This is a genomic window from Micromonospora sp. SH-82 (assembly GCF_051132485.1).
GTDB lineage: Bacteria > Actinomycetota > Actinomycetes > Mycobacteriales > Micromonosporaceae > Micromonospora.
The window spans coordinates 1,112,242-1,124,066 of the sequence record NZ_CP148049.1; the positions used below are offsets into that span (position 1 = coordinate 1,112,242).

The window sequence follows — 11,825 nt, forward strand, 5'->3', positions numbered from 1 at the left end:
TGCCGGGTGTCGTGCCGGGTCAGCAGTGGGGGGTGCCGTGGGCCGGGTCGGTGCTGCCTGCGGTCGCCCCCGGGTGCACCGCGTCGCGTACCCGGCGTAGGCCCTCCAGCAGGTTCGCCAGGGCTGCGGGTTCGAGTTGCCCGGTGAACCACTGCTCGATGATCCGCAGGTGGCCGGGGAGGGTCTCGTCCAGGCGTTCCAGCCCGGTCTGGGTGACCACCGCGTACGAGCTGCGGCGGTCGTTGGGGCAGGCCCGCCGACAGAGCAGGCCGTCCCGTTCCATCCGGTCGACCACCCGGGTGACCCCGCTGGTGGACAGCGAGGTCTGGGCGGCCAGGTCGGTCATCCGGAGTTGGTTGCCGGGTGAGCGGGCGAGGCGGGTCAACACCTCGAACTCGACCGGGGAGAGGCCGTGCTCTTCGAACTGCTCGGCGAAACGCGCCGACAGGCCGGCGTGCGCCTCGACGAGCAGCCCGACGGCGGTGATCCGGGGGTCGTCGAACACGTTCTGGTCCACCCACCCAGCATAGCAGTGCTTGACAGGAGGAATATTGCTGTAGCTATAGTTGCTTCTGCAACTGATTGATCGCACGTCCCCCTCTCTGGAAGGCAGTGTCATGACCGTCAACACCGACGGGGTCACCCGCGACTGGAACGGCCTCACCATCCCCACCCCGGGCACCTACGCCCTGGATGCGGCGCACAAGCGGGTCGGTTTCGTCGTACGGCACATGATGGTGAGCAAGGTGCGGGGTGAGTTCACCGAGGCGACCGCCACCGTCACCGTCGCCGAGGACCCGCTGGGCTCCGCCGTCAACGCCACCATCCAGGCGGCCAGCATCAGCACCGCCCAGGACGACCGGGACGGGCACCTCCGTAGCCCCGAGTTCCTCGACGTGGAGAACCACCCGACCCTGGAATACCGCAGCACCGGTGTGAAGTCTCATAACGGCAACGAGTTCGTGCTCTCCGGTGAGCTGACCATCCGGGGCGTCACCCGCCCGGTCGACCTGGAGGTCGAGTTCGAGGGGGTCGGCCGCAGCCCGTTCGGCCAGGACATCTTCGGCTTCACCGCCAGCACCGAGATCGACCGGGAGGACTTCGGCCTCACCTGGAACGTCGCGCTGGAGACCGGCGGCGTGCTGGTGGGCAAGAAGATCAAGATCGAGATCGAGGGCGAGGCCATCCGGCAGGCCTGACCTCCTCCTGACCGGCCCGCGCTGCCTCGACGGCACGCGGGCCGGTTCGCGTTCGTGAGGTCGACCCGTGCGGCGGGCCGCCGGGATCGCCGCGGCAGCCGTCGGTGGAATGTGAGATGCCTTCCCTTCTTCCCGGTCGGTGTTAACCGGGTGCCCCTCCTTTCACCTAACGTGGAGAACCTCACGATGTGCTCTCGGGACGGCGCGTTCCGCAGGCACGACCCTCCTGGAGGACACATGGGCAAGAACGTCGCGCACGGCGCCTTCTCCCGGGAGGATCGCGTCCGGTATCGGCAGAAGGTCCGACGATGTCTGGACGTGTTCGCGTTGATGCTCGACGACTTCGGGTTCGACGCCGACCGGCCGATGACCGGGCTGGAGATCGAGCTGAACCTCGCGGAGCCGGACGCCGGACCCGCCATGCGCAACGAGGAGATCCTCGCCGACATCGCCGACCCGCTGTTCCAGACCGAGCTGGGTCAGTTCAACCTGGAGTTGAACGCCCTGCCCCGGCTGATCGAGGGAACCGGGTTCGGTGACTACGAGAGGGACCTGCGCAGCAGTCTGTCCCGGGCCGAGAACCAGGCGGCGAAGTCCGACGCCCGGATCCTCCTGGTCGGCATCCTGCCCACGCTCACCGAACGACACCTGGTGGCTGACAACCTCTCCACCAACGAGCGCTACCGGGCACTCAACGACCAGATCGTCGGCGCCCGGGGCGAGGACATCGAGCTGGACATCCAGGGGGTGGAACGGCTCCAAACCCACACCGACTCGATCGCCCCGGAGGCGGCCTGCACCAGTCTCCAGTTCCACCTCCAGGTCGCCCCGGACAGCTTCGCCGACTACTGGAACGCCTCCCAGGCCATCGCGGGGGTCCAGGTCGCGGTCGGCGCGAACTCCCCCTACCTGTACGGCCGCCAGCTGTGGGCGGAGACCCGGATCGCCCTGTTCCAGCAGTCCACCGACACCCGCCCGGACGAACTGAAAGCCCAGGGGGTACGCCCCCGGGTGTGGTTCGGGGAGCGCTGGATCACCTCGATCTTCGACCTGTTCGAGGAGAACGTCAGGTACTTCCCGCCGTTGCTGCCGATCTGCGAGGACGAGGACCCGGTCGAGGTGCTGCACGCCGGTGGGGTCCCCCAACTGGCCGAGCTTCGACTGCACAACGGGACCGTCTACCGGTGGAACCGCCCGGTGTACGACATCATGGACGGTCGCCCACACCTGCGGGTGGAGAACCGGGTGCTCCCGGCCGGGCCGACGGTGGTGGACATGCTCGCCAACGCCGCCTTCTACTTCGGACTGGCCCGGGGGCTGGCCGAGGCGGACCGGCCGATCTGGAGCCAGCTCACCTTCAGCGCCGCCGAGGAGAACTTCCACGCCGCCGCCCGACGGGGCATGGACGCCGTCCTGCACTGGCCCCGCCTCGGCGAGGTGCCGGTCACCAAGCTCGTGCTCGACGTGCTGTTGCCGAAGGCGGCGGCCGGTCTGGACCGGTTCGGTGTCGCGGCGGCGGAACGGGACCGGCTGCTCGGCATCATCGAGCAGCGCTGCCGTACCGGGCGCAACGGCGCGGTCTGGCAGACCGAGACGGTGTGGGCGGCCGAGCGGAAGCGGGGCATGGACCGGAGTGCGGCCCTGCACCACATGGTGCAGCGGTACGCGGAGCTGCAGGCCGGCAACGAGCCGGTGCACACCTGGCCGGTCGACGCCTAGGGGACCCCGACCGGGACACCCCCACGGCCGCCTGCACACCCGACCCGGGCTCGCTCGCCGGTCCGGGCCGGCTCACCGACCCGGCCCGAGGCGCCGATCTTGCCCCGGCACCACCGACCCGGCCCGGGCTGGTCACCGGTCCGTTCGGGTCACTGGTCTCGGCGGCCGGGGCGTGGGCGGGGGGTGACCGGTGGGCTGGCGATGACGTCGGTGACCTGGTCGGCGGTGGAGTCCGCCCCGGTCGGCTTCGACGTCGGCTCGGCCGCCGACGAGGAGGTCGGATCCTCGGACTCCGTGGTCCGGGTCCGGGGCTTCCGTTTGGCAGTCGACGTCGCGGACCGGGACCGGGAGGACCGTGCGGTGGTCGGCGGGTCGGCGGGGGGAGCCGGTTCGGCGCTGCCCGCGACCCCACCCGGCACGGACGACCCCGCCCGAGCGGAGGACCCACCCCGTGCGGACGACCCGTCCGGCGTGGACGACCCGTCCGGCGTGGACGACCCGGCCACGTCAGGCGATCCGGCCCCAGCGGACGACGCCGCCGCATCGGACGGTACGACCGCGTCCGCCCGGTCCTTCTCGGGGCTCGACGATCCCGGCTCGGCGTTGCGCTGCCGGGGAAGCCGGGCCGGTCCACCTGTCGAGGTCACCTCGGCGGGCTCGGTGGCGGTGGCGGCCCCGCCCGCCTCGACGGCGGCCTGGTCGGGTTCGGCGTCGGCCCGGGCGGACCGGGTGGCGGTGCGCTGGGCGAGTGCGGTGAGCAGCGCCGAGGCACCGGCCCCGACGACTACTGCGTACGGGGCGACGAGGTGGGCCGAGACCTGCTCCGGGTCGAGTGCTGCCAACCTCGACACGACCAGGAAGTAGGCGACCGCGACGAGGAGTGGTCCGGCCGCCCCGGAGACCGTGGTGCCGACCCGACGGAGCGGGTCACGGGCGTACCGCCGGGCGGTGAGGGCGCCGATGACCAGGGCGGAGACCAGCGAGAGGACCGCGCCCGGCCAGTAGAAGTAGTCGCGTACCCAGAATCCGGGGTTGTCGGCGCTCAGCTGCCAGATGCCGAGCTGGGCGCTGGTCAGGCCCCGACCGGCGATCACCCCGTCCACCACGGCGACCGCCGCGAGCAGCCACAACCACCCCGCAGTGGCGATCAGGTTCATGCGGGCGGCGGGGGAGTTCAGCGCCCAGAGGGCGGCCAGGAGTCCGAGCAGGACCCCCGCGCCCGCGTATCCGGCGGCGACGGTCTGGGGGGACGAGACGAACGGCATGTCGGCCGCCCGGGCCGGTACCGCCACCAGCAGGACGGTGGTCAGCCCGCCCAGTGCGGCGGCGACGGCCAGGACCGACGCCCCGAGGAACCCGGGGTCCGGTCGGACCGGGCCGGGACCCGGGTCGGTGCCGGGAGTCGGGTGTCCCCGTAGTCGTTGGGCGCACACCGCCCCGGCGATGGTCGAGGTGGCGGCGATCCAGGTCGCCCAGGCGAGGCTGGCGACCCAGCCCGCCTCCTGCGGTGCGGCCCCGGCCGGAGCCCAGGTGATGATGCCCAGCCCGTAGCCGAAGCCGAGTTGAGCCGCGCCCGCGCCGGCGGCGACGCCGACGGCGGTGGCGATGGATCCTCCCCAGCCCCTGGCCATGCGGGGGAGCGTAACGGTCCCGGGCTCGTGCGGCGAGTCGTGGTGGTGGCCGGTGACGAGAAGAGAGTCCTTCGTGACGCGCGGTGATCCGCGCTGATCCCGGCCGATACCGCCGGGGAGGGTTAGCGTGGATCCACGAGGGCCGGGGCGCCCGTTCCGAGGGGACGTGCCATGAGCGACGACCGCCGGGAGCCACCCACCGGGGACGACGACGACCGGACCCGGGGGTTGCCGCCCGGCGACGAGAGCGACGCCACCCGCCGGATATCCCCGGAGGGCGCGGACGTGACCTGGCTGTTCTCGTCCGACGACGAGACCCGACGGATACCACCGGCCGGTGATCCCCCGCCCGCGCCGACGGGCGGCGGGGACCGGGTCGGCCCGCCACCACCGGACCGGGTCGGCCAGCCACCGCCACCGGCGGACCGGACCGCGCCGTTGCCGGCGACGGAGTCGACCCGGGCGCAGGACCGGGTGCCGGGGGAGACGAGCGGACCGGCGGTCTGGTCGGGTCGGGCGGGGGTGCCGCCCCCTCGGCCCGGCGACTACCAGGAACCCGAGTGGTACGGCGAGGAGCCGGCCGGTCGGCGCTGGTGGACCCCGATCCTGCTCGGGGTCGTCGGGTTGCTGGTGGCCGCTCTGGTGGCCGTCGGGGCGTGGTTCGTGGGGCGTTCGGTGGAGGGTCCCGAGGAGACGCCCACACCGCCGCCGACCGTGGCGCCGACCTCTGCGGCGCCGACCTCGGCCACGCCTTCCGCCACGCCCGCCACCACCCCGGCGACGACCGCCGCCACCAGCGCCGCGCCGACCACCCCGCCGGTCGACGAGGTGCCGATGCCGCCGCTGGTGGGGCTCGCCGAGGCAACGGCGCGGGCCCTGCTGGACCGGCTCGGGGTGGCCTACCGGGTGGAGTACCGGGAGTCGGCCGAGAGCCCCGGAACCGTGGTGGCAACCGACCCGTCTCCCGGTGAACCGGTGCCGACGGGGCAGGAGGTGACGGTGGTGGTGGCTGCGGCACCCGAGTCCCCCACCCCGACCGTCACTCCCACCGGGCCGCAGGTGCCTCCGATCCCCTGACCGGGATCACCACATCCGGCGTCGTACCCCGAGCATCGACATTCCGGTCAGGGAGACGACGAGCCCGCCCACCCCTGACCAGAACAGTGAGGACGGCACCTCGTCGCCGGCCCGTCCACCCCTGCGGGGGTCGCCGACGGCCGACCCGCCGCCGACCCCGGCCGGTACCGCGCCCGGCGTACGGACCGGTCCGGGCGGGTACGTGCTGGTCCCCGCCGGTGTCCCGGTGGAGTACGGGTCGAGGTCGGTGACCGGGGCCGACTCCTCGACCACGAAGATCGCCGGTGCCGGTGACGGGTGCTGGACGCGGTCTGTGGATCCGGCCGGATCCGGGGCCGCGACCAGGATCGCGGTCGCGGTGCCGAACATCGCCAGCAGGCCGAGAATGGAGCCGATCCGGACACGGTGTCGGTGGTGAGTGCCGAGCGGGTCGAGCCGTGTGGCGGGCAGACTGAGCATGGCCATCCCAGGTTCGGGGTCTGAGGCCGCGCGGGGTGCTACATGCCGGGGTGGGCGTACCGAAGTCTATGGCAGAGGCCCACCCGCCGGAGGCGAAACGTGAAGGTCAGCCGACCCGGACCGGGGTGCGGACGACGGGCCGTCGAGGCCGTAGGGCCGTGTGCGGGCGGGGCTGCGGGGCGGCCGAGATCTGCTCCAGCCCGGCGCGCTGGACGAAGATCGACCGGCGGCGGACCGCGTCCCCGGTCGCGTCCAGCTCGTAACCCTCGAGCCAGAGCCAGCCGTGGTACGTCGGCCAGTCGAGCACCCGGATCACCCGGAACTTGATGGGGCGTCGCTTGAACTGGACGCTCGCCGCGCGAGTCACGTGCAGAACGTCACCGGAGCGGGGAAGCACATGGGCTCCTGAAGGATCGTGGGCCGGCGGCACGCCGGCGGCGGCTGGACGGGGGGTGTCACATCCCGGCGAGAGGTCGTGCCCTCGTTGACCGGCTTTGGTGCAAACTGTGCTGGTCCGGCCGGGCCCGCTGGTGGCGCGCCGACACCCGACCTGCACCCGGTTCCACCCGGTTACCCCTCCCGCTGCTCCGGTTTCAGCCGGTGGCGGCGAGTCACTCCCGGTACGGACCGATCACGTGTTCTCGCAGCTCAAGGTCGCCGTTGTGGCCCCGTTCGAGGCGGTTTCGACACACTGGTCCGGTGGTCGACCGGAACGGTGAGTAACCCGAGCCATACGGACAGAGTGCATCAGTGTCGTCCGGCATGCAAGTTGCACGTCGACTTTTGCCGATGCGTGAACGGGCGGCGACATCGATACGTGAACACGCCACGGCATCCCGCTTGAAGCTCTCGATGCAGAGCGGCACACTGGACGCCCGTTTCGCCGTCGCGGCCGGCCGACGAACGGCTTCACCCCCATGCCGCGAACGATCGCCCGCCGTTCGACGGTCGCGCCCCCGGCGGGAGTCGACGTAGGCGCGATCTACCGGAGGTAGCTCGGGTGAGCGCGAGTGTCCAGCGTTCCGGACCAGCAGCCCCTGGGGCGAGCCGTGAGTGAGCGACGCAGCCCCACGATCCGACGCCGCCGACTCGGCGCGGAACTTCGCCGCCGCCGCGAGTCGGCGGGCATCACGATCGAAGCCGTCGCCGAGCAGTTGGAGTGCTCGGCCTCGAAGGTGTCCCGCATCGAGACCGGGCACACCACCGCCACACCCCGCGACGTACGGGACATGCTCCGGATCTACGGGGTGGTGGACGAGGAGAGCGACGAACTGGTGCAGTTCGCCCGCGAGGCCCGGCAGAAGGGCTGGTGGTACCCGTACAACAACGTCCTCTCCGGCGCGTACGTGGGACTGGAGGACGCCGCCCGCACCATCAGGACGTACGAACAGCAGGTCGTCTCGGGTCTCCTGCAGACCGAGGAGTACGCCGACGCGGTGATCCGGCAGGGTCGATCGGATCTCCCGGTCGAGGAGGCCCGCCAGAAAGTGCGTGTCCGAATGGGACGCCAGTCGTTGTTGACGCAGGACGATCCGGTCAATCTATGGGTGGTGCTCGATGAGGCCGTGGTGAGCCGGCCGGTGGGCGGGGACGCGGTGATGCGTGGCCAGCTCCAGCGGTTGGTGGAGGTTGCCCAGCTACCGAACGTGACGATCCAGTTGTTGCCGTTCGCGGCGGGAGCACACTCCGGTATGGACGGCACCTTCACCATTCTCAGTTTCCCTGAGCCCGGTGACCCCGATGTCGTGTACGCGGAGAACGCCATGGGAGGGCTCTTCCTCGAAAAGGGCGAGGAGCTGAAGAAGTACGACCTCATCTTCGAGAACGTTCGAGCAGCGGCCATCGGACCGGAGGAGTCCATTGCACACATCGCGACACTGGCAGAGGAGCCGTTGTGGAAGTGGCGACCAAGGGGTTCCCCGAGGACCTGACGCAGGCAGTTTGGTTCAAGAGCTCCAAGAGTGGTCCGAACTGTGACAACTGCGTGGAGGTGGCGTACGCGAGCAGCGCGGTCGGGGTCCGGGACACCAAGGACCGGTCCGGACCTGCGCTGATCTTCGCTCCGGGTGACTGGCACGCCTTCGTCGCCGGTGCCAGGAAGGGTGTGTTCGGCCGGTACTGACCCACCGGCCAGATCGAGGGGCGCGGAACTCTCCGGCAGTGTCGCCGGATCGGTTCCGCGCCCCTCGTGCGCTCGCACCCGCCCCGGCCACCGGGTCGTCGAACACCGCTCCACACGACGCCGAACAGGGCTTATGTCCGTCGTGGACAGGATTCACCCCGTCGCCACTTCCGGCCCGTGTCGTTGAACCACTCGGTACGGCGCTGGTCGACCAACCGGCCGCAGGAATGCGTAACCGAGCGAGGCAGGCGAGACGGATGACGACGATCGGGTCAGACAACCACACAAACGGTCCGGGCAAGCAGGAGCGGTTCGGTGGCAAGTACCGAGGCTCCCGCCGCGACACGGTCCTCACCGAGGTGGTCACGGGTGACAGCGAACTCGACGGCCGGGGTATGGCGCCCGCGCCGGAGCAACCCGGTTCACCCCTGTCGTTGCCCTCCATGGAGTCCGGCCCGCTCCGGGAGCCGTCGTATCCGACAGGAGGATGGCCGATGGACCCGAACGACACGCTCGTGGACCACCCGCTGATGCGGGGTCTGCTGCTCGAACTGCCGCCCCGGGGGAGCATCCCCCCGCCCGGCTGGCTGGACCGCTGGTTCGAGGCGACCAGGTCGATCCTGGAACTGCTATACGTGGAGGGCGTCGGGCGTCCGCGGTGAGGTGAGGACCGGCTCTGCCGGTGCCCCGGCGTCCGGCTCCGCCACGGCCCGTTCGGCCAGGCGGCTGTGCCGCAGGGAGTGCCGGACCGCGATCGCGGTGACCACGAGCAGGCCGACGGTGACCGCCGGACCGGTCAGACCCGCTCCGTCGAGCAGGTCGAAGCCGTTCACGGAGAACACCCCGACCACTGCGGCCAGGCCGGTGGCCTGGAGCGGGAGCCCGATCAACGGATGGGCGGCGGCGGCCCTCAGCCCGTGCGGGGCGGGGGTACGCGGCGCGGCGGCGAAGGCGGCGGCCCCGGCGCTGAGCCGACGCAGTCGGCGTACGGTGCAGACCGCCACCACCAGGGCGGGGACCGTCGCCAGGGCCAGCCCGGCCGCAGCCCGGTCGACGGGGGCCGCCCCGGGGCTCTGCAACCCGGCCATCAGGACCCCGCCGGTCAGGCCGAGACCGGCCAGGGTGAGCGCGAACAGCCAGTGGACCCGGCGACGGAGCGTGTACGCCCGGTGCAGCCGGGGCATACCGTCGGCGACGATTCCAGCGGTGAGCCAGACGGCGGCGACCGTCACCAGCACGATGAGATGACTGTCCATGTGAATACCCTTGCCCACTCAGGCGGCGGGCGAATCCGGGACGGCACCCCCGGTTGCCCCGGAGCCGACCCGTAGGGGGCTGCCACCGGCGACGACGACCCCTCCGGAGACGACGGTGGCGACGGTGGCGACGGTGGGTCGTGCCGGTGCGGGCGGCCGTCGGCCCGGGAACCGGTGCCGGGGCACCACGACGAGCGCACCTCCCCGGGTCGTGGTGGCCGGGCGGCCACGGCGACCAGGAAGGTGCGCTCGGTGCGGAGCCTGTCAGACGGCGAAGGTGGGGGGGCGCTCGGTGGCCGGAGCCGGTGGACGCGCCTTCCACAGACCGGTCTTCTGGGCCGCCAGGCGACCCAGGTAGGCCGGGTTGAGGATGATGTAGCGGCGCCAGAGGCGCTTCGGCTCCAGGCCGAGCCGCCAGAACCACTCCAGCCCCGCCTTCTGCATCCACGGCGGGGGCTGCTTGAGCAGACCGGCGTGGTAGTCGAAGGCCGCGCCGACAGCCATCATCGGGATGTCCAGCAGCGGACGCATCGCGTACGTGAAGACCTCCTGGCGGGGGCAGCCGAGCCCGACCAGGAGCAGCCGCGCCCCGCTGGCCCGGACCCGGTCGGCGATCTCGACGTCCTCACCCGGCTGGACCTGGCGGAACTTCGACGCCTCCACCCCGGCGATCCGCAGGGTCGGGAACATCCGCTCCAACGCCGGGATGAGCCTGGCCAGGGTCTCGTCGGTCGAGCCGTACAGGTAGACCGGCAGCCCCTCCTCGGCGAAGCGGCGCAGCACGTGCAGGGTCAGCGTCGGACCGTAGACCCGGTCCGACAGGCCGGCGCGGTGCAGCAGGTTCAGCGCCCACCGGACCGGCTGTCCGTCCGGGGTGACCAGGTCGAAGGAGTTGAGCCGGGCGTTGTGCGCCGGGTCCAGGACCCCGGTCATCACCCCGTGCACGGCCAGCGCGGTCAGGGCCAGCGGACGCCGCTCGTGGCCGGCGGCCACCACCTGCTCGGTGGCGGCCGTGTAGTCGGTGGCGTCGACCAGGACACCGAGTACGTTGCGCTTGGTGTTCATGCCCCGGGCACCCACTTGTCGACGTTGGCCTCGTAGATCTCCCGCATGATCATGGGAACGTCGTACACCTGCTTCCAGTCGGGGTAGTCGTTCTGGAACGCCTCGTTGGATCCGATCCACCACTTGTGGTCGCCGATCCGGTTCGCCTCGACGTACTCGGTCACCATCTCCCGGCCGGTGATCTGCTCGGCCAGGGCGAAGGCCTCCCGGTTGGAGACGTTCGAGTGCCGCCCGCCACCGAGGTTGTAGACCGCCGCCGAACGCGGGTCGCGGAAGAACGCCTCGAACGCCGAGACCACGTCCGAGCTGTGGATCGCGTCCCGCACCTGCTTGCCCTGGTAGCCGTAGATGTTGTACGTCCGGCGCTCCATGTTGGCCCGCATCACGTACCCGAGGAAGCCGTGCAGTTCGGTAGCGGAGTGCGCGGGGCCGGTCAGGGTGCCACCCCGGAAGCAGGCGGTACGCATGTCGAAGTAGCGGCCGTACTCCTGGACCATCACGTCCGCGGCGACCTTGGAGGCCCCGAAGATCGAGTGGAGGCAGGAGTCGATCGACATGTCCTCCCGGATGCCCTGCTCGTACGGGTGCCCCGACTCGATCTCCCAGCGGGTCTCCAGCTCCACCAGCGGCAGGCTGTTGGGGCGGTCGCCGTAGACCTTGTTCGTGGAGCAGTGGACCACCGGCGCCTCGATGCAGTGCTCGCGGACGCACTGGAGCACGTTGAGGGTGCCGACGGCGTTGACGTCGAAGTCGGTGAAGGGGTCGCGCACCGCCCAGTCGTGGGACGGCTGCGCGGCTGTGTGGATCACCACGGCGACGTCGCGGCCGTACCGGGCGAAGAGCTTCGCCAGCGAGTCCCGGTCCCGGATGTCGATGCTGTGGTGCGAGTACGCGGAGCCACACTCGTCGGCGAGGCGGCGCACGTTCCATGCGGTCGACGCTTCGGCGCCGAAGAACTCCTGCCGCATGTCGTTGTCGATGCCGACGACGTCGAGACCGAGGCCGGCGAAGTGCCGTACCGCCTCCGAACCGATCAGACCGCCCGATCCGGTCACCAACGCGACAGCCACACGCCACTCCTGGTTCATTCGGAGCCTAGGGACAAAACCACCGGAGCATAGCGTGGTGCCCGGAGGACCCCGACACGAAGCAAGGGCCCCGCATCGCTGCGGAGCCCTTGGCTTGTGGTGGGGAAGGGGGGAGTTGAACCCCCACGCCCTTTCGGGCACACGGACCTGAACCGTGCGCGTCTGCCATTCCGCCACTTCCCCGTGGCTCGACCGGGAACACTGTATCC

At 71.2% G+C, this 11,825-nt stretch carries 14 protein-coding genes and 1 tRNA gene; 6 read left to right on the plus strand and 9 right to left on the minus strand.

Translation table 11 applies throughout. The features are described 5' to 3' along the window. Positions 1–19: 19 nt before the first annotated feature. On the minus strand, positions 20–517 hold the full coding sequence (locus WHN02_RS05125; RefSeq protein ID WP_434742288.1) for a MarR family winged helix-turn-helix transcriptional regulator: 498 nt from the start codon (positions 515–517) through the stop codon (positions 20–22). A 100-nt stretch (positions 518–617) separates the two neighbouring features. Between WHN02_RS05125 and WHN02_RS05130 the strand changes: the two genes are divergently transcribed. Then, positions 618–1,199, plus strand: a complete 582-nt coding sequence (locus WHN02_RS05130) for a YceI family protein (protein ID WP_434742289.1) — start codon at positions 618–620, stop codon at positions 1,197–1,199. Between the two features lie 237 nt (positions 1,200–1,436). After that, positions 1,437–2,918, plus strand: coding sequence for a glutamate--cysteine ligase (locus WHN02_RS05135; RefSeq protein WP_350898320.1), 1,482 nt, complete (start codon positions 1,437–1,439; stop codon positions 2,916–2,918). Between the two features lie 149 nt (positions 2,919–3,067). On the opposite strand, the gene WHN02_RS05140 is transcribed toward WHN02_RS05135, so the two are convergent. After that, positions 3,068–4,549, minus strand: a complete 1,482-nt coding sequence (locus tag WHN02_RS05140) for a hypothetical protein (protein WP_434742290.1) — start codon at positions 4,547–4,549, stop codon at positions 3,068–3,070. 171 nt (positions 4,550–4,720) lie between these two features. Here WHN02_RS05140 and WHN02_RS05145 point away from each other — a divergent pair, with 171 nt between their 5' ends. After that, positions 4,721–5,626 carry a PASTA domain-containing protein gene (locus tag WHN02_RS05145; RefSeq protein WP_434742291.1) on the plus strand — a complete coding sequence of 302 codons (906 nt, stop codon included), beginning with the start codon at positions 4,721–4,723 and terminating at the stop codon, positions 5,624–5,626. A 6-nt stretch (positions 5,627–5,632) separates the two neighbouring features. Here WHN02_RS05145 and WHN02_RS05150 read toward each other — a convergent pair whose 3' ends face one another. Then, positions 5,633–6,085, minus strand: coding sequence for a hypothetical protein (locus tag WHN02_RS05150; RefSeq protein WP_434742292.1), 453 nt, complete (start codon positions 6,083–6,085; stop codon positions 5,633–5,635). A gap of 106 nt (positions 6,086–6,191) precedes the next feature. Further along, positions 6,192–6,482 carry a hypothetical protein gene (locus WHN02_RS05155; RefSeq protein WP_434742293.1) on the minus strand — a complete coding sequence of 97 codons (291 nt, stop codon included), beginning with the start codon at positions 6,480–6,482 and terminating at the stop codon, positions 6,192–6,194. A 652-nt stretch (positions 6,483–7,134) separates the two neighbouring features. Here WHN02_RS05155 and WHN02_RS05160 point away from each other — a divergent pair. From WHN02_RS05160 to WHN02_RS05170, 3 genes are all read left to right on the plus strand, one after another. Further along, complete coding sequence (locus WHN02_RS05160) at positions 7,135–8,016, plus strand: helix-turn-helix domain-containing protein (protein WP_434742294.1); 882 nt, start codon at positions 7,135–7,137, stop codon at positions 8,014–8,016. Beyond that, positions 7,986–8,207 (plus strand): DUF397 domain-containing protein, encoded by a 222-nt coding sequence (locus tag WHN02_RS05165; RefSeq protein ID WP_434743825.1) that lies wholly within the window; start codon positions 7,986–7,988, stop codon positions 8,205–8,207. The genes WHN02_RS05160 and WHN02_RS05165 overlap by 31 nt, the downstream gene beginning before the upstream one ends. Positions 8,208–8,464: 257 nt before the next feature. Further along, a complete protein-coding gene (locus WHN02_RS05170; RefSeq protein ID WP_434742295.1) occupies positions 8,465–8,869 on the plus strand; it encodes a hypothetical protein in 405 nt (134 codons plus the stop codon). Here WHN02_RS05170 and WHN02_RS05175 read toward each other — a convergent pair. The 5 genes from WHN02_RS05175 to WHN02_RS05195 all read right to left on the minus strand — a co-directional run bounded on the left by WHN02_RS05175 (position 8,837) and on the right by WHN02_RS05195 (position 11,799). Further along, complete coding sequence (locus WHN02_RS05175; protein ID WP_434742296.1) at positions 8,837–9,463, minus strand: hypothetical protein; 627 nt, start codon at positions 9,461–9,463, stop codon at positions 8,837–8,839. The genes WHN02_RS05170 and WHN02_RS05175 overlap by 33 nt on opposite strands. An 18-nt stretch (positions 9,464–9,481) precedes the next feature. Continuing rightward, positions 9,482–9,652: a hypothetical protein gene (locus tag WHN02_RS05180; RefSeq protein WP_434742297.1), complete on the minus strand. Its 171-nt coding sequence runs from the start codon at positions 9,650–9,652 to the stop codon at positions 9,482–9,484. A 75-nt stretch (positions 9,653–9,727) separates the two neighbouring features. After that, positions 9,728–10,528, minus strand: coding sequence for a WecB/TagA/CpsF family glycosyltransferase (locus WHN02_RS05185; protein WP_350898313.1), 801 nt, complete (start codon positions 10,526–10,528; stop codon positions 9,728–9,730). Then, a complete protein-coding gene (locus WHN02_RS05190) occupies positions 10,525–11,598 on the minus strand; it encodes an NAD-dependent epimerase/dehydratase family protein (RefSeq protein WP_434742298.1) in 1,074 nt (357 codons plus the stop codon). Before WHN02_RS05190 ends, WHN02_RS05185 begins: the two co-directional genes overlap by 4 nt. 115 nt (positions 11,599–11,713) lie before the next feature. Continuing rightward, a tRNA-Leu gene (locus WHN02_RS05195) sits at positions 11,714–11,799 on the minus strand. Positions 11,800–11,825 lie beyond the last annotated feature (26 nt).

What these genes read in the sequence shown, in the direction of transcription:
- WHN02_RS05130 (WP_434742289.1), top strand. Translation starts at nt 618, where the DNA reads ATGACCGTCAACACCGACGGGGTCACCCGCGACTGGAACGGCCTCACC.
- WHN02_RS05135 (WP_350898320.1), top strand. Translation starts at nt 1,437, where the DNA reads ATGGGCAAGAACGTCGCGCACGGCGCCTTCTCCCGGGAGGATCGCGTC.
- WHN02_RS05140 (WP_434742290.1), bottom strand. Translation starts at nt 4,549, where the DNA reads ATGGCCAGGGGCTGGGGAGGATCCATCGCCACCGCCGTCGGCGTCGCC.
- WHN02_RS05145 (WP_434742291.1), top strand. Translation starts at nt 4,721, where the DNA reads ATGAGCGACGACCGCCGGGAGCCACCCACCGGGGACGACGACGACCGG.
- WHN02_RS05150 (WP_434742292.1), bottom strand. Translation starts at nt 6,085, where the DNA reads ATGCTCAGTCTGCCCGCCACACGGCTCGACCCGCTCGGCACTCACCAC.
- WHN02_RS05170 (WP_434742295.1), top strand. Translation starts at nt 8,465, where the DNA reads ATGACGACGATCGGGTCAGACAACCACACAAACGGTCCGGGCAAGCAG.
- WHN02_RS05175 (WP_434742296.1), bottom strand. Translation starts at nt 9,463, where the DNA reads ATGGACAGTCATCTCATCGTGCTGGTGACGGTCGCCGCCGTCTGGCTC.
- WHN02_RS05185 (WP_350898313.1), bottom strand. Translation starts at nt 10,528, where the DNA reads ATGAACACCAAGCGCAACGTACTCGGTGTCCTGGTCGACGCCACCGAC.